This window comes from Variovorax paradoxus (assembly GCF_030815855.1).
GTDB classification, from domain to species: Bacteria; Pseudomonadota; Gammaproteobacteria; order Burkholderiales; family Burkholderiaceae_C; genus Variovorax; species Variovorax paradoxus_M.
This window is the reverse complement of sequence record NZ_JAUSXG010000001.1, coordinates 3,838,826-3,858,039: the sequence shown is the minus strand read 5'-3', so window position 1 is coordinate 3,858,039 and position 19,214 is coordinate 3,838,826. Positions and strand designations below refer to the sequence as shown.

The 19,214-nt window shown below is 66.8% G+C and carries 21 protein-coding genes and 1 pseudogene; 12 read left to right on the top strand and 10 right to left on the bottom strand.

The window, feature by feature from the left end; all coding sequences use genetic code 11:
- Positions 1 to 14: 14 nt before the first annotated feature.
- Positions 15 to 293, top strand: a complete 279-nt coding sequence (locus QFZ42_RS18565; protein ID WP_307702370.1) for a contact-dependent growth inhibition system immunity protein — start codon at positions 15 to 17, stop codon at positions 291 to 293.
- 46 nt (positions 294 to 339) lie between these two features.
- On the opposite strand, the gene QFZ42_RS18560 is transcribed toward QFZ42_RS18565, so the two are convergent.
- Positions 340 to 981: a hypothetical protein gene (locus QFZ42_RS18560; RefSeq protein WP_307702369.1), complete on the bottom strand. Its 642-nt coding sequence runs from the start codon at positions 979 to 981 to the stop codon at positions 340 to 342.
- Between the two features lie 86 nt (positions 982 to 1,067).
- On the bottom strand, positions 1,068 to 1,688 hold the full coding sequence (locus tag QFZ42_RS18555) for a YiiX family permuted papain-like enzyme (protein ID WP_307702368.1): 621 nt from the start codon (positions 1,686 to 1,688) through the stop codon (positions 1,068 to 1,070).
- Between the two features lie 58 nt (positions 1,689 to 1,746).
- Here QFZ42_RS18555 and QFZ42_RS18550 point away from each other — a divergent pair, with 58 nt between their 5' ends.
- Positions 1,747 to 2,310 carry a putative glycolipid-binding domain-containing protein gene (locus QFZ42_RS18550; RefSeq protein ID WP_307702367.1) on the top strand — a complete coding sequence of 188 codons (564 nt, stop codon included), beginning with the start codon at positions 1,747 to 1,749 and terminating at the stop codon, positions 2,308 to 2,310.
- 4 nt (positions 2,311 to 2,314) lie between these two features.
- On the opposite strand, the gene QFZ42_RS18545 is transcribed toward QFZ42_RS18550, so the two are convergent.
- A complete protein-coding gene (locus tag QFZ42_RS18545) occupies positions 2,315 to 3,316 on the bottom strand; it encodes a Bug family tripartite tricarboxylate transporter substrate binding protein (protein ID WP_307702366.1) in 1,002 nt (333 codons plus the stop codon).
- 22 nt (positions 3,317 to 3,338) lie between these two features.
- Complete coding sequence (locus tag QFZ42_RS18540; RefSeq protein WP_307702365.1) at positions 3,339 to 4,259, bottom strand: LysR family transcriptional regulator; 921 nt, start codon at positions 4,257 to 4,259, stop codon at positions 3,339 to 3,341.
- 207 nt (positions 4,260 to 4,466) lie between these two features.
- Between QFZ42_RS18540 and QFZ42_RS18535 the strand changes: the two genes are divergently transcribed.
- Positions 4,467 to 5,819: a hypothetical protein gene (locus QFZ42_RS18535; protein WP_307702364.1), complete on the top strand. Its 1,353-nt coding sequence runs from the start codon at positions 4,467 to 4,469 to the stop codon at positions 5,817 to 5,819.
- Positions 5,820 to 5,870: 51 nt separating this feature from the next.
- Positions 5,871 to 6,071: pseudogene (locus QFZ42_RS18530) on the top strand (tripartite tricarboxylate transporter substrate binding protein BugD); the annotation flags it as partial.
- Between the two features lie 19 nt (positions 6,072 to 6,090).
- On the opposite strand, the gene QFZ42_RS18525 reads toward QFZ42_RS18530, so the two are convergent.
- The 4 genes from QFZ42_RS18525 to QFZ42_RS18510 all read right to left on the bottom strand — a co-directional run bounded on the left by QFZ42_RS18525 (position 6,091) and on the right by QFZ42_RS18510 (position 10,342).
- Complete coding sequence (locus QFZ42_RS18525) at positions 6,091 to 7,425, bottom strand: MFS family transporter (protein ID WP_307702363.1); 1,335 nt, start codon at positions 7,423 to 7,425, stop codon at positions 6,091 to 6,093.
- A gap of 107 nt (positions 7,426 to 7,532) precedes the next feature.
- Positions 7,533 to 8,690 (bottom strand): alpha-hydroxy acid oxidase, encoded by a 1,158-nt coding sequence (locus QFZ42_RS18520; protein WP_307702362.1) that lies wholly within the window; start codon positions 8,688 to 8,690, stop codon positions 7,533 to 7,535.
- 108 nt (positions 8,691 to 8,798) lie between these two features.
- On the bottom strand, positions 8,799 to 9,713 hold the full coding sequence (locus tag QFZ42_RS18515) for a LysR substrate-binding domain-containing protein (protein WP_307702361.1): 915 nt from the start codon (positions 9,711 to 9,713) through the stop codon (positions 8,799 to 8,801).
- 26 nt (positions 9,714 to 9,739) lie between these two features.
- The gene (locus QFZ42_RS18510) at positions 9,740 to 10,342 is read right to left on the bottom strand and encodes a TetR/AcrR family transcriptional regulator (RefSeq protein WP_307702360.1); all 603 of its coding nucleotides are present in this window, start codon (positions 10,340 to 10,342) and stop codon (positions 9,740 to 9,742) included.
- A 92-nt stretch (positions 10,343 to 10,434) separates the two neighbouring features.
- Here QFZ42_RS18510 and QFZ42_RS18505 point away from each other — a divergent pair, with 92 nt between their 5' ends.
- The 7 genes from QFZ42_RS18505 (at position 10,435) to cynS (ending at position 16,471) form a co-directional block, all read left to right on the top strand.
- Positions 10,435 to 10,857 (top strand): nuclear transport factor 2 family protein, encoded by a 423-nt coding sequence (locus tag QFZ42_RS18505; protein WP_307702359.1) that lies wholly within the window; start codon positions 10,435 to 10,437, stop codon positions 10,855 to 10,857.
- 39 nt (positions 10,858 to 10,896) lie between these two features.
- Positions 10,897 to 12,078, top strand: a complete 1,182-nt coding sequence (locus QFZ42_RS18500; RefSeq protein WP_307702358.1) for a sensor histidine kinase — start codon at positions 10,897 to 10,899, stop codon at positions 12,076 to 12,078.
- A gap of 10 nt (positions 12,079 to 12,088) precedes the next feature.
- On the top strand, positions 12,089 to 12,757 hold the full coding sequence (locus QFZ42_RS18495; protein ID WP_307702357.1) for a response regulator transcription factor: 669 nt from the start codon (positions 12,089 to 12,091) through the stop codon (positions 12,755 to 12,757).
- Positions 12,758 to 12,905: 148 nt separating this feature from the next.
- The gene (locus QFZ42_RS18490) at positions 12,906 to 14,261 is read left to right on the top strand and encodes a CmpA/NrtA family ABC transporter substrate-binding protein (RefSeq protein ID WP_307702356.1); all 1,356 of its coding nucleotides are present in this window, start codon (positions 12,906 to 12,908) and stop codon (positions 14,259 to 14,261) included.
- A 3-nt stretch (positions 14,262 to 14,264) separates the two neighbouring features.
- The gene (ntrB, locus tag QFZ42_RS18485) at positions 14,265 to 15,134 is read left to right on the top strand and encodes a nitrate ABC transporter permease (RefSeq protein WP_307702355.1); all 870 of its coding nucleotides are present in this window, start codon (positions 14,265 to 14,267) and stop codon (positions 15,132 to 15,134) included.
- Between the two features lie 22 nt (positions 15,135 to 15,156).
- Positions 15,157 to 15,987 (top strand): ABC transporter ATP-binding protein, encoded by an 831-nt coding sequence (locus tag QFZ42_RS18480; RefSeq protein ID WP_307702354.1) that lies wholly within the window; start codon positions 15,157 to 15,159, stop codon positions 15,985 to 15,987.
- A gap of 40 nt (positions 15,988 to 16,027) precedes the next feature.
- Positions 16,028 to 16,471, top strand: a complete 444-nt coding sequence (gene cynS, locus QFZ42_RS18475; protein ID WP_157612740.1) for a cyanase — start codon at positions 16,028 to 16,030, stop codon at positions 16,469 to 16,471.
- A 22-nt stretch (positions 16,472 to 16,493) separates the two neighbouring features.
- Here the strand turns inward: cynS and QFZ42_RS18470 are convergent, their stop codons facing one another.
- Together QFZ42_RS18470 and QFZ42_RS18465 are read right to left on the bottom strand one after the other, a co-directional pair.
- The gene (locus tag QFZ42_RS18470; RefSeq protein WP_307702353.1) at positions 16,494 to 17,243 is read right to left on the bottom strand and encodes an SDR family oxidoreductase; all 750 of its coding nucleotides are present in this window, start codon (positions 17,241 to 17,243) and stop codon (positions 16,494 to 16,496) included.
- Between the two features lie 144 nt (positions 17,244 to 17,387).
- Positions 17,388 to 17,753: an Atu4866 domain-containing protein gene (locus QFZ42_RS18465; RefSeq protein ID WP_307702352.1), complete on the bottom strand. Its 366-nt coding sequence runs from the start codon at positions 17,751 to 17,753 to the stop codon at positions 17,388 to 17,390.
- A gap of 248 nt (positions 17,754 to 18,001) precedes the next feature.
- Between QFZ42_RS18465 and QFZ42_RS18460 the strand changes: the two genes are divergently transcribed.
- Entirely contained in the window at positions 18,002 to 19,012 is a 1,011-nt protein-coding gene (locus QFZ42_RS18460; protein WP_307702351.1) for an alpha/beta fold hydrolase, read from the top strand.
- Positions 19,013 to 19,214 lie beyond the last annotated feature (202 nt).

Genomic DNA, 19,214 nt, shown 5'->3' with positions numbered 1-19,214 from the left:
GCAGTCGAATCGCCATGAAACGCTACGAACTCATCGATAACCTCACCAAGGTCTATTTCGGCCAAGATTACGATTACTTCGGCGAGACCGGTGCCGAAGTCATGGCCGAATACCGGAAGGCCTCCACGCCGGCCGAACTCGAAGCGCTGCGCGCCGAGATCATCCATTTCATGCGCTCGCACCCGGACCTGGAAGCCGAATTCCCGCGGCGGTTCGAGCGGCCCGCCCAGCCGGAAGACTTCGGATCCACCATGCGCGAATTCCTGGAGAGCGTGCTCGCCGCACTGAAATAGCAGCGGGCGCTCCGCCCGATGCCTCAGCGCACGATGCAGGCAGTTTTCAGTGCAGATCGAGCGCCCCAGCCGGCTGCACCTCGCCATCAAGCCATGCATCCGGTCCAAGCTCTTTTGCAAGCCGGGCCACGAGCTTCACGGTGCGCTCGCGCAAGGGGGCAATGCGGGCCTGCAGGCCGGCCCTGGGCACCGCAACGGCTTGGCCGGGTTCATTATCGGAATCGTCGGGGTCGTTTTCGCGAATGTAGAGCGTACCGTTGCGGGCCCAGACCTCCACCGCCCAACCCTGGTCCTGGTCGTCGTAGATCATGCCTTCGTCGTTCCCGACCACGGCGGCGAGAAAGTGATCCATGGCGGCGAAGCTGTCGTACCAGGGGAAGGACAGGTGCACGTTCGCATCGTCGTTGTCGAGCCGCAGATCCATCCGAAAATACTGGCGCACCTGATCGAGTTTCAGCGTGTGCCGCCGGGCCAGCGCGGCCACCCGGCCGTAGTACGCGGCGAGTTCCGCCTCGTGTCCGATCACCTCCGAGGTGCACGCCAGCAATCGCGAAGCGCGCGGGAATTCCGGCAACGCGAGCGGTTCGGCCCGCCCGCCCATCGCAGGATGAAACTCGTCCTGCAAATGAAACGCGATCTCGGGCTCCAGCGAGTCGATCGGCTTGGTATCGGCGAACCAGGGTGCCATTCGCACGCTCCTTTGAATGTCGAGCGAATGATGTTAGCTCGCCGTGCGCGATAGGAACGCGCTTTTCGGCGCGGCGGGCCTGGGACTCAGCGCGTCTCCACCGTCGTCAGCAGCGGCGATTCGAACATCGCCACCGGCGAGATTACGGGCTCGTCCATCGGCACCTTGTCGCCGTAGCGCTCGCGCATCTTGGCGCGCACTGCGGGGTCGCTCAGATTGAAGCTGCGAATTTTCTGCAGCTCGCCGATGCGCACACCCAGCGCGCGCTGGTAGAGCTTCCACACGAGTTCGGAGCAGTAGATGCGCTGGTCCGACCATTCGAAGCTCAGGTCGTAGGGGCGGCCTTCGTAATCCGCGGAGCCCGCGTGCAGGCGCGCCACGGCGCCGGGCGTCAGCAGTGCATCGGCGTTGCGCAGCCGCTTCGCCACATAGTGCCCGCCGTCTCCGCGTGCGGTCCACTGCGCGAGCGGCGTGTAGCGCACCGTCGACACCGCTTCGAACACATAGGGCTTGCCGCCGCGCAGCAGCACGATGCCCATGTGGCTGTAGCGCGAGCCGGTGGCGCGCTGAACCGCCACGCTCTGGGCCGAGCGCGAGGTGTGAAAGACGATGTCGCCGTCTTTCAGCGCGGCATGGGCCGGGGCGGCGAACAGGGGGAGCAGAGCGGCTATCAGCAGGGCTGCGGCGGAGAGATGGATTTTCTTCATGTGCGGCGCATTGTGACAAGGCTTGCCTGTTGCGCCCGCTGGGGCCATCATCCGCGCCATGCAAACCGTCGCTTCCATTCTGTGGCGCAGGCTCGATGCACCGGGCCACGACGCCTGCCGCCTCGAGCGCAACGCCAACGCGTGGCAGCTCGACGGCGCCGCCGTCTTTCGCCTCGAGGACCACCGCATCGCGCAACTGCACTATCGGGTGCGTTGCGATTTGCACTGGCATGCGCAATGGGGCACCGTGCGCGGCTGGCTCGGCGGCACTGCCATCGACCTGTCGATCGCCCGCGACGCGCGCGGACACTGGAAGCTCAACGACGAGGCGGTGCCCGACCTTTCGCATTGCGTGGACCTCGACCTCGGCTTTACGCCCGCCACCAACCTGCTGCAGTTGCGCCGGCTCAATCTTTCGAAAGGCGAGGGCGCCGATGCGCCGGCGGCCTGGGTCGATCTGGACGGCGGCGGCGTGCTCAGCGAGTTGATGCAGCGCTACGAGCGCACCGGCGAGGACGAATACGCCTACGACGCGAAGCGCTTCGACTACGCGGCGACATTGCGCGCGACGCCCGAAGGCTTCGTGCGCGACTACCCCGGACTCTGGAGCGCCGAGGCGTAGCACCTCAGTCGAACTGCGACCGATCCCCCGTCACCAGCGCGCGGTTGCGCCGCCGGTCGATGGCAATCTCCTGCGCAAAGTCTTCGATGCTGCCGCCGGCCGGAATGTTGTAGGCGTCGCGCAGGCGGGCGCGCAGCGGCTCGGTTCGCAGCAGGCGGTTGATCTCCGCATGGAGGCGCTGCACCACGGCGGTGTGCGTGCGTGCCGGCGCAAAGATGCCGAAGAGCGAATCGCGGTTGGCCTTCTCGAAACCCAGTTCCGCGAGCGTGGGCACCGAGGGCAGCGCCTCGATGCGGGCGGGCGCGCCCACCGCCAGCGCGCGCAGCCGGCCGCTTTCGATGTACTGCAGCTGCTGCGCCGCAACGTTGGTCGACAGCACCTCGAACTGCGCGCTCAGCGCATCGTTGAGCTGCGGACCGCCACCCTGATACGGAATGTGGGTGATCTCGGTGCGGCTTTGCATGCGCACCTGCGCCAGCACCATGTGGCCGATGGTGGCCACGCCCGAGGTGGCCCAGCGCACGGCCCCCGGCTGGCTGCGCGCCATGGCGATCAGGTCGTCGAAGCTGCGGCCCGCGAAGGCGGGCGTGCCGACCACCAGCACCGGCGTTCGCATGACGCTGGCCACGGGCGCGAAGCCGCGCAGCGCGTCGTAGGGCACGCGGGCGAGCAGCGGATGCAGCGTGAGCGGGCTGATGGCCGAGAAGGCGAGCGTGCAGCCGTCGGGCGCCGAACGCGCGAGCGCATCCATGCCCACGCTGCCGCCCGCGCCGGCGCGGTTTTCGATGAGCACAGGAACGCCCAGCGCCTGTGCGAGCGGCTCCGCCAGCGCGCGCGCCATGCCGTCGCTCACGCCCCCGGGCGGATACACGACGATCAACCGGACCGGCCGATTCGGCCAGGGCGGCGCAGCAGCGTGCAGCAGCCACGGAGCAGCCGCACACGCGGCGGCGAGCGCCGTGCCCAGGTGGCGCACGAAGCGGCGGCGCTGGACTCGCGGGCTCACGGGTGCACCCTTGGCGCTGCGCTCACGACCGCGGGCTCTCGCTCGCGAGCCGACGCAGCAGCGCGGCAAAGTGCTGGGCGGGCAGGTTGTCTTCCTCGGCGCGCGACACCAGCGTAAGCGGCGCATCGAGCTGGCCGCCGTCGGCCAGCCGCGCATAGGCGATGGCATGCGCGTGCACGCCGGTCATCGAGGCCGGCACCACCGAGAGGCCGACACCCGCGGCCACGAGGTTCAGGTTGGTCATCATGCGATCGACTTCGGCCACCACGCGCGGGCGCAGGCCCTTGGCATGGCACAGCGCGAGCAGCTCGGCGTAGAGGCCGGGCGCGCCGGGGCGCCGCACGAGGATGATGCCTTCCTCGCACAGCTTCGCGAGCGGCAGCGGGCGCGAGCCCTTGCCGCGCGAGAGGGCCAAGCGATGGTCGCTGGGCATGGCCACCAGCACCGGTTCGCGCAGCAGCGTTTCGAACACCAGGCCGTCGGGCCGCGCCACCGGCACGCGCAGCAGGCCGCAGTGCAGGCGGCCGGCGGCCAGTGCGTCGGTGAGTTCGGCGGCGTTGTCTTCGCGCAGCTGCAGCGCCACGCCCGGGTGCGCGCGGCGAAAGGCACGCAGGGCTTCGGGCATGAAGCGATGCGCCGCCGCCGAACTCGTGAAGCCCACGGCCAGCGTGCCGGCCTGCCCCTCGGCCACGCGCGCCATGCGCTGCTTCATGGCCTCCATGTCGTGGAGCATGCGCAGTGCTTCGACCTGGAACAGCCGGCCCGCATCGGTGAGCGCCACGCCGCGCGGATGCCGCCTGAACAGCAGCACGCCCAGCTCGCGTTCGAGCGCCTTGATCTGCTGGCTCAGCGGCGGCTGCTGAATACCGAGTTGCTCTGCGGCACGCGTCATGTGGCCGCTCTCGGCCACGGCCGCGAAGTAGCGCAGCGCTCTGATGTCCATATGTTTTTCGTATTGAAAGTGCTTTGTTATTTTATTTGACCCGAAGTCACCTGTGCACCTATCGTCCGGCTGCTGGCAACGAAGCAGAGCCTGGCGGCGGGCGCGGCCGACTGCAGCTACGCCATGGCCAGCGTTCAACCACTGCGTTCTCGGCTTCGTCTCCAGATCGGGGACGGTCGCGGCGCCGGAACTCGGAGCACGGCATTGATGAACAACAGGAAACCACTTCTTCGCACATTCGCTTTCGCGCTGCTCGGCACCATAGCCGCGCTCGCGGCCGAGGCCGCCGCCTGGGGCCCCAAGCCCACGGCCTGCCCGGCGCCGGTGCCTGCGCAAACGCGTTGCTACACCGGCGACGATGGCGCCGGCGCGCTCTACTGGATCGCCATCCCGGAGGCATGGAACCGCGTGCTCGTCATGCACGCCCATGGCGGCCCCGAGACCGGTCCGCCCAGGCTCGAACGCAGCGAGGAAGACCTGAAGCGCTGGGCCGTCACCGTGAAGGCCGGCTACGCATGGGCCGGCTCCACCTACCGCCGCGGCGGCTACGGCGTGACCATGGCCGCCGAGGACACCGAACGCCTGCGCCGCATCTTCGTGCAGCGCTTCGGCCCGCCGCGGCGCACGCTGCTGCATGGCCAAAGCTACGGCGCGGGCGTGGCCGCAAAAGCCGCCGAGCTTCATGCGCCGGCGGGCGATGCGAAGAGCCCGTACGACGGCCTGCTGCTCACCAGCGGCGTGCTCGGCGGTGGCAACAGCGCCTACGATTTCCGGCTCGACCTGCGTGTGGTCTACCAGTACGTGTGCCGCAACCATCCGAAGCCCGATGAACCGCAATATCCGTTGTGGCAAGGCTTGCCGATGGATTCGACGCTCACGCGCGCCGAATTGGCAGCGCGCGTCAAGGAATGCACCGGCGTCGGCATGCCCGCGGCGCAGCGTACGCTCGAGCAGGCGGCGCGGCTCAAGACCATTCTGTCGGTCGTCAAGATCCAGGAGCGTTCGCTGGTGGGCCACCTGAACTGGGCCACCTGGCTGTTCCAGGACCTGGTGCAGCAGCGCCTGGGCGGACGCAATCCCTTCGGCAACATCGGCGTGGTCTACCAGGGCTCGGCGGACGATGCGGCGCTGAACGCCGGCGTGGCCCGCTATGCCGCCGATCCGCAAGCCAAGGGCGCGCTCGCCGCCGACAGCCAGCCCACCGGCCGCACGGCGCTGCCCACCGTGGCCCTGCATGCCATCGACGACCCCACGGCGTTCGTCGAACTCGAGAACGCCTACCGGCGCATCCGCGATGCCGCGGGCACGGGCGGCACGCTGGTGCAGAGTTTCAGCGCCGAGCGCGAGCACAGCTACCTGAGCGATTCCGAATACCCGGCGCTGTTCGGCGCCTTGATGGACTGGATCGACAAGGGCGAGAAGCCCACGCCCGCGAGCCTGGCGCGGCGGTGTGCAGCGCTGATGCCGCGCTACGACACCGATGGCAAGAACGGCTGCCACATCAAGCCCGAGTGGCAAGCGCCCGCGCTCGAAACCCGCGTGCCTGCGCGGGCGCCCTGATTTTTTCTTTATTCAACTCGTTGGAGACCCCATGAAAAAGCTGTTCGCCCGCCGGCCACTGTGCTGAAGAAGCTCGGCGACGCGCTGAAGACCGCACTCAAGGACCCCGACTTCATCAAGCGCGAAGAAGCGCTGGGCGCGGTGGTGGCCACCGATGGCCGCATCGAACCCGAGGGGCACAAGAAGTTCGTGGCCGCCGAGATCGCCAAGTGGAGCCCCATCATCAAGGCCGCGGGCGTCTACGCGGACTGACGATGAAGCAGGCCCGGCCTCAGTGGTCGTGATGCAGGTAGGCGGCTTGGCGCGGCAGCCGCAAGCTCACGAGGAAAGCAATCACCATCATGGCGCTCACGTACCAGAAGAACGCCGATTCATGCCCCAGCGACTTGAGCCCCAGCGCCACGTACTCGGCCGAGCCGCCGAAGATGGCGTTGGCCACCGCATAGGCCAGCCCCACGCCCAGTGCACGCACTTCAGGCGGAAACATCTCTGCCTTCACGATGCCGCTGATCGAGGTGTAGAAGCTCACGATGGCCAGCGCGACGATGATCAGCACGAAGGCCACCACGGGGCTGGTGGTGTGCTGCAGCGCCGTGAGAATCGGCACCGTGGCCAGTGCGCCGAGGCCGCCGAACAGCAGCATGTTGTTGCGACGCCCGATGCGGTCCGACAGCATGCCGAATACCGGCTGCATGCACATGTAGACGAAGAGCGCGCCGGTCATCACGTAACTTGCGGTCTTGATGGGCAGGTGCACCGTGTTCACCAGGTACTTCTGCATGTACGTGGTGAAGGTATAGAAGATGAGCGAGCCGCCTGCCGTGTAGCCCAGCACAGTGAGGAACGCCGGCGTGTGGTGCTTGAAGAGTCCGGCCATGGTGCCGGCTTCCTGGTTGGCCTTGGCTTCGGCGCTTTGGGTTTCGTGCAGCGTGCGCCGCAGCAGCAGCGCCACCACGGCGGCCACCGCGCCGATGACGAACGGAATGCGCCAGCCCCAGGCCTTGAGCTCGGCCTCGGTGAGCAACTGCTCGAGCACCACGATCACCAGCACCGCGAGCAACTGTCCACCGATCAGCGTGACGTACTGGAACGACGAGAAGAAGCCGCGCTGCCCACGCAGCGCCACCTCGCTCATGTAGGTGGCGGTGGTGCCGTATTCGCCGCCGACCGAAAGGCCCTGGAACAGCCGGCAGACCAGCAGCAGGAACGGCGCCCACGCGCCGATCTGCGCGTAGGTCGGCAAGAAGGCGATGACGAGCGAGCCGCCGCACATCATGGTGACGGAGATCAGCATCGAGGTCTTGCGCCCGATCTTGTCGGCAATGCGGCCGAACAGCCAGCCGCCGACGGGCCGCATCAGGAAGCCGGCCGCGAACACGCCGGCGGTGTTCAGCAGCTGTACCGTCGGGTCCGACTTCGGAAAGAAGGCCGATGCGAAGTACAGGGCCGAGAAGGCATACACATAGAAATCGAACCACTCGACCAGGTTGCCCGAGGAGGCCGCCATGATCGAGAAGACGCGGTGGCGCTTTTCTTCGGCCGTGTAGTGCTGGGGAGGGGGTGCGGAGGCCGAGGGACTTTCCGTGACAGGCGTGACTGCGCTCATGATGGGTTCTGTCGCCCATGCGGGCGATGTTGTTGGAAACAACATTTTCCGCAGGCACGCATTTGCGCGCTGTCAGCCAGCGCCGCAAGCCTCTCGCCCGAGGGGGCTTAGAAGGTGCCCGGCAGCAGAATGCCCGAATCCACGTTCTCGATATCGGTGCGGCCGCAAAAGGCCATGGTGATGTCGAGTTCCTTGTGGATGATCTGCAGCGCGCGCGTGACGCCGGCCTGGCCGTAGGCGCCCAGGCCGTAGAGAAAGCTGCGGCCGATGAGCGTGCCGCGGGCGCCGAGCGCGCGGGCCTTGAGCACGTCCTGTCCGCTGCGGATGCCGCCGTCCATCCACACCTCGATGTCGCTGCCCACGGCGTCGACGATGGCCGGCAGCGCCGAGATGGAGGAGGGCGCGCCGTCGAGCTGGCGCCCGCCGTGGTTGGAAACGATGAGCGCATCGGCGCCGCTGTCGGCGGCCAGGCGCGCGTCTTCGGCGTCCATGATGCCCTTGAGGATCAGCTTACCGCCCCAGCGCTTCTTGATCCACTCCACGTCGGCCCAGCTCAGCGCGGGGTCGAACTGCTCGGCCGTCCACGACGACAGCGACGACAGGTCTTTCACGCCCTTGGCATGGCCCGCGATGTTGCCGAAGGTGCGGCGTTTGGTGCCCAGCATGCCCAGGCACCAGTGCGGCTTGGTCGCCAGGTTGATCATGTTGGCGAGGGTTGGCTTGGGCGGCGTCGAGAGGCCGTTTCTGATGTCCTTGTGGCGCTGGCCGAGAATCTGCAGGTCGAGCGTGAGCTGCAGCGCCGAGACGTTCGCCGCGCGGGCGCGCTCGATCAGCCGCTCGATGAAGTCGCGGTCCTTCATCACATAAAGCTGGAACCAGAACGGATGCCGGCCGGTGTGCTCCGCAATGTCTTCCAGCGAGCAGATGCTCATGGTCGACAGCGTGAACGGAATGCCGAAAGCCTTGGCCGCGCGCGCACCGAGGATTTCGCCGTCGGCGTGCTGCATGCCTGTAAGGCCGGTGGGCGCAATGGCCACCGGCATGGCCACGTCCTGGCCGATCATGGTGGAACGGGTGGAGCGGCCCTCCATATTCACCGCCACGCGCTGGCGCAGCTTGATCTTCTGGAAGTCGCTCTCGTTGGCGCGGTAGGTGCTCTCGGTCCACGCGCCGGAGTCGGCATAGTCGTAGAACATCTTCGGCACGCGCCGCTTGGCAATCACCCGCAGGTCTTCGATGCAGGTGATCTTGGAAAGGTCGGGCACGAGGCGGTCTCCTGTTGGGTTTTTTATGGTCGAGCAAGGCAAAGCCATTGTCTGGCCCGCACGCAACGCCGCCGAGTGTGATTCACCCGCCTGCCGCCGACCTGAAATTTACCCGGCCCTGGCCTGAAAAGAATTCAGCTGGCTGCGCAGCGCCTCGCGCAGCCATTCGACGAAGGTCGCGCATTCCCAGCGCTCCATCGCACCGGGCCGCCAGCAGATGAAATAGGCATTGGGCGAGGGAACGCTCACATCCGAAAGCCGCACCAGCCGGCCGCTCTCGAGCCAGGCGCTGCCCAGCTTCAGGTGCATGAGCACCACGCCGAAGTCTTCGGCCGCCGCATCGAGCGCCAGGCCCAGGTCATGGAACTGGTGGCCGGCGGCCGGCTCGGGCAGTCCGATGCCGCAGGCCTTGAACCAGGTGCGCCAGGCTTCCAGCGGCGTTCGCAGCAACTGCGCGCGGGCAACCTCCGCATCGGTGGAAAAACCGTCGAAGGGGCCGTAGCGCTGCAGGTAGGCCGGGCTGCACACCGGCGAAACCTCGTCCGCCAGCAGCTGAAAAGACTCGCGGTCGTGGAACGGCCCGGTGCCGAAGCGCAGCTCGATGTCGGCCTCTTCGGCCGTCATGTTGCGCACCGGCGTGGTCACCTGCAGCATGAGTTCGATGTTCGGGTAGGCATCGCGGAACAGCGCGAGCCGGGGCAGCAGCATCTGGCGCGAGAAGGTGGGCGTGACCGCCACGCGAAGCCGCCTCACCTGCGACTCGGGCTCCCGCCCGGGCACCTGCTGAAGTGCCGCAATGGCCTCGCGCACACGGGCCAGGTAGGCGATGCCGTCGGCGCTCAGGCTGAAGTCGTTGCCGCTGAAGAACTTGAGCGCCAGCTGCGATTCGAGCTGCCGTATGCGGTGGCTCACCGCGCTGGGGGTGACGCTGAGCTCCTCCGCTGCAAGGTTCACGCTGCGCAGCCGTGCCACGGCCTCGAAGGCCTGCAGGCCCTGCGTCGAGGGAAGTCGCGTTGAAGCCATGTGTGTTGCCGTGTCCGGAGCGGATGTTATCGGCTCGCGGCCGGTGCCGGCGCGGCAACCAGGGCTTCGAGCAGGCGGCGCAGATCGTCCACGGCTTCGCGCGCCATGGCCGGGCCGCCCATCTGCGCCTTGACGATGGCACCGTCCACTCCGAGCGCGGCAGCCTGCGCGAGCGCCATGCGCGACGCAGCGCCGGCAGGCAGCAAGCCCGCGATGACCTCGACCATTTCACGCTTGTGTTCGCGCGCGCGCTCAGTAGCGCCCTGCACGCTGCCGCCCACCTCGGCCACCGAGTTGATGAACGCGCAGCCCCGAAAACCCGGGTCGGCGAACCATTCGGCCATCACCTCGGGCAGCAGCAGCAAGGCACCCGCATTGCCTGCACGTTCATGCGCGCCGCGCCGGCCCAGCGCATCGACGAACCATGCCATCCACCGTGCATGGCGGTGATCGAGAAACTCGCGCACCAGGTCGTCCTTCGACGGAAAGTGCCGGTAGAAGGTGACCTTGGTCACGCCCGAGGCCGCAATGACGCGGTCGATGCCCGTGGCGCGAATGCCGTCGGCATAGAAGAGGTCGTGCGCCGTGTGCAGGATGCGCTCGCGCGCGGGCAGTTCGGAGGTGTCCATGGGCGTATTGTAGGCGTGTAGACAGGTCTGTCTACATGTGGCACATTGCAGCCTTCGCCATCCCTCCATCCCTTTGTCGAAGAAAGACCACCATGGACTCCCGCCCGCCGCTGCCCCCCTTCACCCTCGAAACCGCCACGAAGAAGGTGCAGGCCGCCGAAGACGCCTGGAACACGCGCGACCCGGTTCGCGTGAGCCTGGCCTACACGCCGGACACCGAATGGCGCAACCGCGCCGACTTCGTCAACGGCCGCGAAGAGGTGGTGCAATTTCTCACCCGCAAGTGGGAGCGCGAGCACGACTACCGCCTGAAGAAAACGCTCTGGGCGTTCATGGACAACCGCATTGCCGTGCGCTTCGAATACGAATGGCACGACGCGGCGGGCCAGTGGTTCCGCAGCCACGGCAACGAGAACTGGGAGTTCGCCGACAACGGCCTGATGCAGCGGCGCTACGCGAGCATCAACGACCAGCCCATCGGCGAGTCGGAGCGCAAGTTTCGCTGGGAGCGCTGAGCACCCGGTTCAGGAACGTTTGTTGCTTTCTTTTGGTGCATGGAGACACCCGTACTGAACCCCACCGCCAGCCACCCGCTCTGGCAGCACCAATTGGGGTTGCTGCTCGAGTCCACCGGGGAGGGCATCTTCGGCATCGACCTGGACGGCCTTTGCATGTTCATCAACCGGGCCGGCGCGCAGATGCTGGGCCACGAGGCGCGCGATGTGATCGGCAGCAACATGCACGAGCTCACGCACCATTCGCACCCGGACGGCTCGCACTACGCCGACACGGACTGTCCCATCTTTAACGCCTTTCGCCGCGGCCTGCCATGCCGCATCGACACCGAGGTGTTCTGGCGCCGCGACGGCAGCGCCTTCGCGGTGGAGTATTCGAGCCACCCGATCATGGACGGCGCCCAGGTGCGCGGCGCCGTCATCACCTTTGTCGACATCACCGAGCGCCGCCGCCAAGCCGAGGCGCTGCAGCAGGCCAAGGACGAGCTCGGCCTGCGCGTGCAGGAGCGCACGCGCGAACTCAGCGATGCGCTGGTGCAGTTGCGCGAGCTTTCGGCCTGGCTCGACAAGGTGCGCGAAGACGAGCGCACCCGCATTGCGCGCGAGGTGCACGACGAACTCGGCAGCCTGCTGGTGGCGCTCAAGATGGACGTCAACTGGATCGGCAAGCGCCTGGGCGAACAACAGGAGCGCGCACCCGACGCAGCGCAGGCCATGCGCGAGCAGATGCGCGGCAAGTGCGGCAACATGAGCCAGCTGATCGAACGCGCGGTCGACAACGTGGGCCGCATCATCACCGACCTGCGTCCGAGCATCCTCGACCACCAGGGCCTGTGGGCGGCGCTTGAATGGCAGGCGCATGAGTTCGTGCAGTCGGCCGAGCTGGCGCTGCAGTGGCACCTCGACGTGCCGGCGGGCGTGGAGCTTCCCGAGCCCGCGGCCATGGCGGTGTTTCGCATCTTCCAGGAAATGCTCAGTAACGTCGGACGCCATGCCAGGGCGCGCAGCCTCGACATTCGCATCGATGTTCGAGAGCGGCACTTGCGCATCTGCGTGCGCGACGACGGCATCGGCGCGCCGGCGCAGGCTTTCGAGGCGACCACCGCCTATGGCGTGCTCGGCATGCGGGAGCGCGCACGCCATTTCGGCGGGCGCATCGAGATCGAAAGCCATGTGGGCGAGGGCAGCAGCTTTTGCCTCCATCTGCCGTTGCCGGTGTAGGCTCGACGAGATGAACGACATCCGTGTACTCATCGGGGACGACCACCGCATCGTGCGCGAAGGCCTCAAGCAGATGCTGGGCGACGTCTCCAACGGCCTGCCCTCGATGACAGTTCGCGCCGAGGCGCAGACGGGCCCCGAAGTGCTGGCCGCCGTACAGGAACTCGGCGGGCCCGAAGGCCTGGACGTGGTGCTGCTCGACATCGCGATGCCCGGCAGGGACGGCCTCGACGTGTTGCAGGCCCTGCGCAAAGACTGGCCCACGCTGCCGGTGCTGATGCTCAGCACCTATCCCGAAAAGCAGTACGCGGTGCGCTGCCTCAAGCTCGGCGCCTCGGGCTATTTGAACAAGAGCGCGGACGCCGACGACATGGTGGGCGCGGTGCGCAAGGTGGCGGCAGGCGGCCTGTATGTATCGGCCGCAACGGCCGAAGCGCTGGCTGTGGCCGTGGGCCGCAACGCGGGCAACGGGCCGGAACAGCTCTCGCACCGCGAGCACCAGGTGTACCGCCTGCTCAGTACCGGGCGCAGCGTGAGCGAAATTGGTGCGCAGCTGGGCCTGGCGCCCAACACCGTGAGCACTTACCGTGCGCGCATTCTCGAAAAGACCGGTACGAAGAACGACGTGGAACTCGCGCTCTACGCCGAGCGTCACGGCAAAACCGCTCCCGCGGCCTGAAAACGAAGCGGGCGGGCACCGCCGTGTAGTGCCACCCCTACACGGCCTCGACAGCGGCGGCACGATCTGTGGTCCGTGGGCCTTTCGGCCTCGCTTCCGGCCCGTGCCTTGCATCGTGGCAAGCATCTTTTCACCGAGGTGCACCACCATGTCCAGCCCGTCCGATTCGACCGCCTGCGATCTCTACGACGCCGACCGGCCACTGAACATGCGCTGCGCCTGCGGCCGCAACCATGGCCGCGGGGCGGAGATCGGCGTCGGCCCCGGCGACAAGCTCGAGGCCAGCCTCATGAAGGCGCTGTTCCCCGACGACAGCGTGCGCCGCAACTTCCTGCGCGCCGTGGGCGCCAGCACCGCGCGCGCCGCCATTGCCTCGGTGCTGCCGCTGGGCACGCTGCAGGCCATGGCGCAAGACAAGGCGCCGCTCGAGAAGACCAACCTCAAGATCGGCTTCATTCCCATCACCTGCGCCACGCCGCTCATCATGGCGCACCCGCTGGGCTTCTATCAGAAGCAGGGGCTCAACGTCGAAGTGGTCAAGACCGCAGGATGGGCGCTGATCCGCGACAAGATGCTCAACAAGGAATACGACGCCACGCATTTCCTGTCGCCCATGCCGCTGGCCATTTCGATGGGCGCTGGCTCGAACCAGGTGGCGATGAATGTCGCCACCATCCAGAACACCAACGGCCAGGCCATCACGCTTGCCAACAAGCACAGGGACAGGCGCGACCCGAAGACGTGGAAGGGCATGAAGTTTGCCGTGCCCTTCGAATACAGCATGCACAACTTCCTGTTGCGCTACTACGTGGCCGAGGCCGGCCTGAACCCCGACACCGACATCCAGATTCGCGTGGTACCGCCGCCCGAGATGGTGGCCAACCTGCGCGCCGGCAACATCGACGGCTACCTCGGCCCCGACCCTTTCAACCAGCGCGCGGTGTTCGAGGAAATCGGCTTCCTGCACCTGCTGACCAAGGACCTGTGGAACGGCCACCCGTGCTGCGCCTTCGGCACCTCGACCGAGTTCATCGAGAAGAACCCCAACACCTTTGCCGCGCTGGTGCGCTCGGTGCTCACCGCCTCCGCCATGGCGCGCGACCCGAAGAACCGCGAACTCATCGCCAAGGTGATTGCGCCCGCGCAGTACCTGAACCAGCCGGAGACGGTGATCAACCAGGTGCTCACCGGCAAGTTCGCCGACGGCCTGGGCAACATCCGCACCGTGCCTGACCGCGCCGACTTCGACCCGATTCCGTGGCAGTCGATGGCGGTGTGGATGCTCACGCAGATGAAGCGCTGGGGCTATGTGAAGGGCGACGTCAACTACAGGCAGATCGCGGAGAAGGTGTTCCTGCTGACCGACGCCAGGAAGCGCATGAAGGAGCTCGGCCAGAGCGCGCCCGATGGCGCCTACCCCAAGTTCACCATCATGGGCAAGGTGTTCGATCCCGCGAAGCCTGACGACTACGTCAAGAGCTTTGCCATCAGCAGGATGGCCTGAGCGATGAACGGAAAGAAGAGCCTTTCGCTCAAGGCGGCGCTGGTGTCGTTCTTGATGTTCCTGTTGCTTGTCGGCGCGTGGCAGCTGGCCACCCTGCCCGCGGCAGGCACCGGCGCCGCTGCTGGCATGACCGCCGAGCAGATCGAATACCAGAAGATGCTCGGCAAGGACCCGGGCGGCCAGGTCAAGAGCTCGGGCTTCCCGGCGCCGGCGGAAATGGCCGCGACCGCGTGGAAGCATCTGTCGAACCCCTTCTACGACAACGGGCCGAACGACAAGGGCATTGCCATCCAGCTGGCGTATTCGCTCGGGCGCGTGGGATTGGGCTTTCTGCTGGCCTGCGCGGTCGCGGTGCCGCTCGGCTTTGTCATCGGCATGTCGCCGCTGCTGCACAAGGCCTTCGATCCGTTCATCCAGGTGCTCAAGCCCATCTCGCCGCTCGCGTGGATGCCGCTTGCGCTCTACACCATCAAGGACTCGTCGGTCAGCGGCATCTTCGTGATCTTCATCTGCTCGGTGTGGCCGATGCTGCTCAACACCGCCTTCGGCGTGGCCTCGGTCAAGCGCGAATGGCTCCACGTGGCGAGCACGTTGGAGGTAAAGCCGCTGCGCCGCGCGTTCCGCGTGATATTGCCCGCGGCCGCGCCGACCATCCTCACGGGCATGCGCATCAGCATGAGCATCGCGTGGCTCGTCATCGTGGCGGCCGAAATGCTGGTGGGCGGCACGGGCATCGGCTACTTCGTATGGAACGAGTGGAACAACCTCTCGCTCACCAACGTGATCTTCGCAATCCTGGTGATCGGCGTCGTCGGCATGCTGCTGGACCAGGCCTTTGCCGGGCTGCAACGAAAGGTGACCTATGTGGAGTGATCGATCGGCACGAGGCGCCCTCATGACAGCTGTTCCCAACCCATCGTCGCCCGCTACCAGCGGCTTCCTGCGCATCGAGGGGCTTGCCAAGGCCTTCGCGCCCGCGCGGCCGGTGTTCGCCGACGTGTCGTTCACGCTCGACCGCGGCGAGTTCGTCTGCATCATCGGCCACTCGGGCTGCGGCAAGACCACCATCCTCAACGTGCTGGCCGGGCTCGACGAGGCCAGCGCCGGCCACGTGTTCATGGACGGCCGCGAGGTGGCCGGCCCGAGCCTGGAGCGCGGCGTGGTGTTCCAGAGCCACGCGCTCATGCCCTGGCTTACGGTGCGAAAGAACATCGCCTTTGCCGTGAGCTCGCGCTGGCCCGACTGGCCGGCCGCGCAGGTCGATGTGCAGGTGCGGCGCTTCGTGGCCATGGTGGGCCTGGAAGCCGCCATCGACAAGAAGCCCTCGCAGCTTTCGGGCGGCATGAAACAGCGCGTGGGCATTGCGCGGGCCTTTGCCATCCAGCCCAAGATGCTGCTGCTCGACGAACCCTTCGGCGCGCTCGATGCGCTCACGCGCGGCACCATCCAGGACGAGCTGATGGCCATCGTGCGCCAGACGCAGCAAACCGTCTTCATGATCACGCACGACGTGGACGAGTCCATCCTGCTGGCCGACCGCATCCTGCTGATGACCAACGGCGCCGACCAGCCTGGTGGTGGCTGGCGCCCCGGCAACATCGCCGAAACCGTGGCCAACCCGCTGCCGCGCGAACGCACGCGCGCCTCGCTGCACCACCTGGACGGCTACTACGCGCTGCGCAACCACATCGTCGATTTTCTCGTCACGCGCGCCAAGGCGTCGTGACTTTCACTTCACCCATCCAACCCATCAGGAGCAACCCCGCATGAACCGCAACGACGTTACCGAGAAGATCATCACCGTGAAGGTGTCCAAGGGCATTCAATGGGCCGACGTGGCCAGGAAGGTGGGCCTTTCCAAGGAGTGGACCACCGCCGCATGCCTGGGGCAGATGACGCTCGACGACAAGCAGGCGAAGATCATCGGCAAGATCTTCGGCCTGACCGTCGAGGAGCAGAAGTGGCTCAAGGTCGTGCCCTACAAGGGCTCGCTGCCCACGCCCGTGCCGACCGACCCGCTGATCTACCGCTGGTACGAGGTGGTGAGCGTGTATGGCACCACCATCAAGGAACTGATCCACGAGGAGTTCGGCGACGGCATCATGAGCGCGATCGACTTCAGCATGGACATCCAGCGCCAGGCCGACCCGAAGGGGGACCGCGTCAACGTGGTGCTGTCGGGCAAGTTCCTGCCTTACAAGACCTACTGACGCGGCCCGCCGGGATGCCGGCTCAGAACGCGTGCTCGGCCGGCTTCGGCCGCCAAACCGGCCGCCGCGGCGCCGAGATGCTGCTGCCTTCGATGGCGCCGGCAATCGAGCGTGCGACGGCTTCCACCGGCACCGCGATGCGCCGCCGCGTGACCATGCGCTCGAAGGTGCTGCAGGCGGCAATGCGGTCGGCGAGCGTGTTGTCAGCCTCGCTCAGGTCGGGGCGCACCACCGTCACGCGCACCCGTCCCGCATGCTCTTGCCGCAGCCCTTCGGAGATGGCGTCCACCGCGTACTGCGTGCCGCAATACACCGCCGAGTTGGGCGACACGCCGTGCGCGGGCACCGGCGCCACATTCACGATGTGGCCCCAGCCCTGTTCCTGCATGGTCGGCAGCACGGCCGCAATGCCCAGCAGCACGCCGCGCAGGTTCACGTCGATCATCAGTTCCCACTCGTCGATCTTGCGCGTCCACAGCGGCGAACGCGGCATCACGCCCGCGGCGTTCACCAGCACGTCGATGCGGTCGTGCGTCTCGAGTGCGAACTCGGCAAAGGCTTCCACGTCGGGCCGGTAGGTCACGTCGAGCCGCTGGAAGCTCGCCGTTCCGCCGGCCGCCGTGATTTCGTCGGCCAGCGCCTCGAGGTGTTGGGTGCGCCGCGCGCCGAGCACCACCTTGGCGCCGCGCCGTGCCAAGAGCCGCGCGGCCGCTGCGCCGATGCCACCGCTTGCGCCGGTGATGAGGACGACTTTTTCCTGGATTGCGCTCATAAGAAACTCCTCGTGCGGGTTGGGTGTGAACCATGGCGCAACGCTGCGCCGGCATGGTGACAAGTCTCGCGCCGATGACGCCTCGGGCGTTATCCGAATCGAACGGCGTTCTTGCCCGATTCTGCAAAACGCGTGTGTCCGGCCTCAACGCCGCGGTGTACTTTCGCGGTAGAGCACCATTCCGCCGTGGTACAGCACGCCGTCGCGAAAGTCGCCGTCGGCCGTGAAGCCGGTGTCGTCGACGTAGTCGATGTGATCGCCGCGGAGCGTGTAGCGGCCCTGGTAGGCGCTGCGGCGGTTGCCGCGCGCCTCGTCGTAGCGGCCGCCGGGCAGCAACTCATGGCGGATGTAGCCGTCCTTGGTGACCCACATGCCGACATAGCGGTTCTGATCGGTCGGCGCGCGCACCGATCCGGTCTGCGAATGCGATGGTGCCGAAGCCATCGCCAGCGAGAGCGAGAGGGCCGCGAGGGTGCTGCCGCCGCGGTGCGTGGTCGTGCCGGTGGACATGGTGTGCGCCTTTCTTTCGATGGTGCGGATCGATCGGCCGGATTGGCTTTTCGTGCCGGACCATTGTGAAAAGAGCGCCCCTGCGAGCGTTATCCGCTTCGTGTCGATTCCTTGCCCGATCCTGCGGAAGCTCTGGGCGGCGGCCCGCGCGAGCGGCACTCGGGAAAGCGATCCGTCTTTCTTCGCCTTTCCGACCACACAATGTGCTGTTCTGAGGCTCGCTGTTGAAAACCGCTGGACGTAGAACCATGCATATCGTTCTGGGAGTCGCTGCATTCGCCGCGTTCCTCGTGCTCGCGGGCGTCGTCTACGAGCGCCTCGGGCAATACCGGGCCGCGCGGGACTTTCCTCCCGCCGGGCAAATGGTCGACATCGGCGGCCGGCGAATCCAGCTGGATTGCCGGGGCGCGGGCTCTCCCACCGTCGTGTTCGAGGCGGGGCTCAGTGTCGAAGGTTCGCTGAGCTGGTCGGCCGTCCAGCCGAAGATCGACGCTCACACGCGCGCCTGCGCCTACAGCCGCGCGGGCCTGATGTGGAGCGATTCTTCAAGCGCCCCTCACAGCGCGAAGCAGGTGGTGCAAGACCTTCATGCGGCGTTGACGAACGCCGGCGAGCGCGGACCTTTCGTGCTGGTGGGCCAGTCGCTTGGAGCCCTCTACGCCATGGACTTCACGAGGTACTTCGGTCCGGATGTCGCAGGGCTTGTGTTCGTCGATCCCTCGCATCCCGATCAGGTCGAGCGGGTGGCGGACTTCATGACCGAATCGCGTTCCATGTTGTCCCGGGTCGGTGTGGCGCTCGCGTGGACGGGTGTGCTGCGCGCGGCGGCTCCCGTGCTGCTGCCCCGGCCGCCGCAGCGGACGGCAAGCGATGCACAGGCCATGCGGGCGATATGGGCCTACGCGCCCAGGTCATTGACGACGCAGCTTGCGGAGAGTGATTCAACGGACAGCACGCTCGCCGAGACCCGGGGCTTTCGGGAACTGGGCAATCGCCCGCTGGTGGTGCTCACGGCCATGGCTCCCTACACCACGGCCGAACTCCGGGGGATGAAGATCACGCCCGAGCAAGGCAGGCAGGTTCAAGTCATCTGGAAGCAGCTGCATGAGGAGGAAGTGACCTGGTCGTCTCGAAGCAGCCACCGGGTGCTGCCGAATTCAGGGCACAACATCCAGCTCGAAGATCCGGATGCCGTGATCGAAGCGGTGCTGTCGGTCGTGCGGGCGGTGCGAGCGGGAGGACCTGCCGAGGCCCCGTGAGCGCCGCACTGCAGCGGACCGATTCACGACGATGTTGTTACTCCCCACTGCGCCGCTGGGTGAATAGAGTTGCCTTGCGGCGCCATCCGAAGTGCGCCTCAAGGACCGGCGATGACCCGCAAGAGAAGCGAAGACCGCATGAGCTGCGAAAAGCAAGCTCCCGGCCGAGTTGCATTGGCGCTCGAAATCCATCAAAGCATTG

Bases quoted from the DNA above. Each gene is read 5' to 3' on its own strand.
- QFZ42_RS18565 (WP_307702370.1), top strand. From the start codon at position 15: ATGAAACGCTACGAACTCATCGATAACCTCACCAAGGTCTATTTCGGC.
- QFZ42_RS18560 (WP_307702369.1), bottom strand. From the start codon at position 981: ATGGCACCCTGGTTCGCCGATACCAAGCCGATCGACTCGCTGGAGCCC.
- QFZ42_RS18555 (WP_307702368.1), bottom strand. From the start codon at position 1,688: ATGAAGAAAATCCATCTCTCCGCCGCAGCCCTGCTGATAGCCGCTCTG.
- QFZ42_RS18550 (WP_307702367.1), top strand. From the start codon at position 1,747: ATGCAAACCGTCGCTTCCATTCTGTGGCGCAGGCTCGATGCACCGGGC.
- QFZ42_RS18540 (WP_307702365.1), bottom strand. From the start codon at position 4,259: ATGGACATCAGAGCGCTGCGCTACTTCGCGGCCGTGGCCGAGAGCGGC.
- QFZ42_RS18535 (WP_307702364.1), top strand. From the start codon at position 4,467: ATGAACAACAGGAAACCACTTCTTCGCACATTCGCTTTCGCGCTGCTC.
- QFZ42_RS18525 (WP_307702363.1), bottom strand. From the start codon at position 7,425: ATGAGCGCAGTCACGCCTGTCACGGAAAGTCCCTCGGCCTCCGCACCC.
- QFZ42_RS18515 (WP_307702361.1), bottom strand. From the start codon at position 9,713: ATGGCTTCAACGCGACTTCCCTCGACGCAGGGCCTGCAGGCCTTCGAG.
- QFZ42_RS18510 (WP_307702360.1), bottom strand. From the start codon at position 10,342: ATGGACACCTCCGAACTGCCCGCGCGCGAGCGCATCCTGCACACGGCG.
- QFZ42_RS18505 (WP_307702359.1), top strand. From the start codon at position 10,435: ATGGACTCCCGCCCGCCGCTGCCCCCCTTCACCCTCGAAACCGCCACG.
- QFZ42_RS18500 (WP_307702358.1), top strand. From the start codon at position 10,897: ATGGAGACACCCGTACTGAACCCCACCGCCAGCCACCCGCTCTGGCAG.
- QFZ42_RS18495 (WP_307702357.1), top strand. From the start codon at position 12,089: ATGAACGACATCCGTGTACTCATCGGGGACGACCACCGCATCGTGCGC.
- QFZ42_RS18490 (WP_307702356.1), top strand. From the start codon at position 12,906: ATGTCCAGCCCGTCCGATTCGACCGCCTGCGATCTCTACGACGCCGAC.
- ntrB (WP_307702355.1), top strand. From the start codon at position 14,265: ATGAACGGAAAGAAGAGCCTTTCGCTCAAGGCGGCGCTGGTGTCGTTC.
- QFZ42_RS18480 (WP_307702354.1), top strand. From the start codon at position 15,157: ATGACAGCTGTTCCCAACCCATCGTCGCCCGCTACCAGCGGCTTCCTG.
- cynS (WP_157612740.1), top strand. From the start codon at position 16,028: ATGAACCGCAACGACGTTACCGAGAAGATCATCACCGTGAAGGTGTCC.
- QFZ42_RS18470 (WP_307702353.1), bottom strand. From the start codon at position 17,243: ATGAGCGCAATCCAGGAAAAAGTCGTCCTCATCACCGGCGCAAGCGGT.
- QFZ42_RS18465 (WP_307702352.1), bottom strand. From the start codon at position 17,753: ATGTCCACCGGCACGACCACGCACCGCGGCGGCAGCACCCTCGCGGCC.
- QFZ42_RS18460 (WP_307702351.1), top strand. From the start codon at position 18,002: ATGCATATCGTTCTGGGAGTCGCTGCATTCGCCGCGTTCCTCGTGCTC.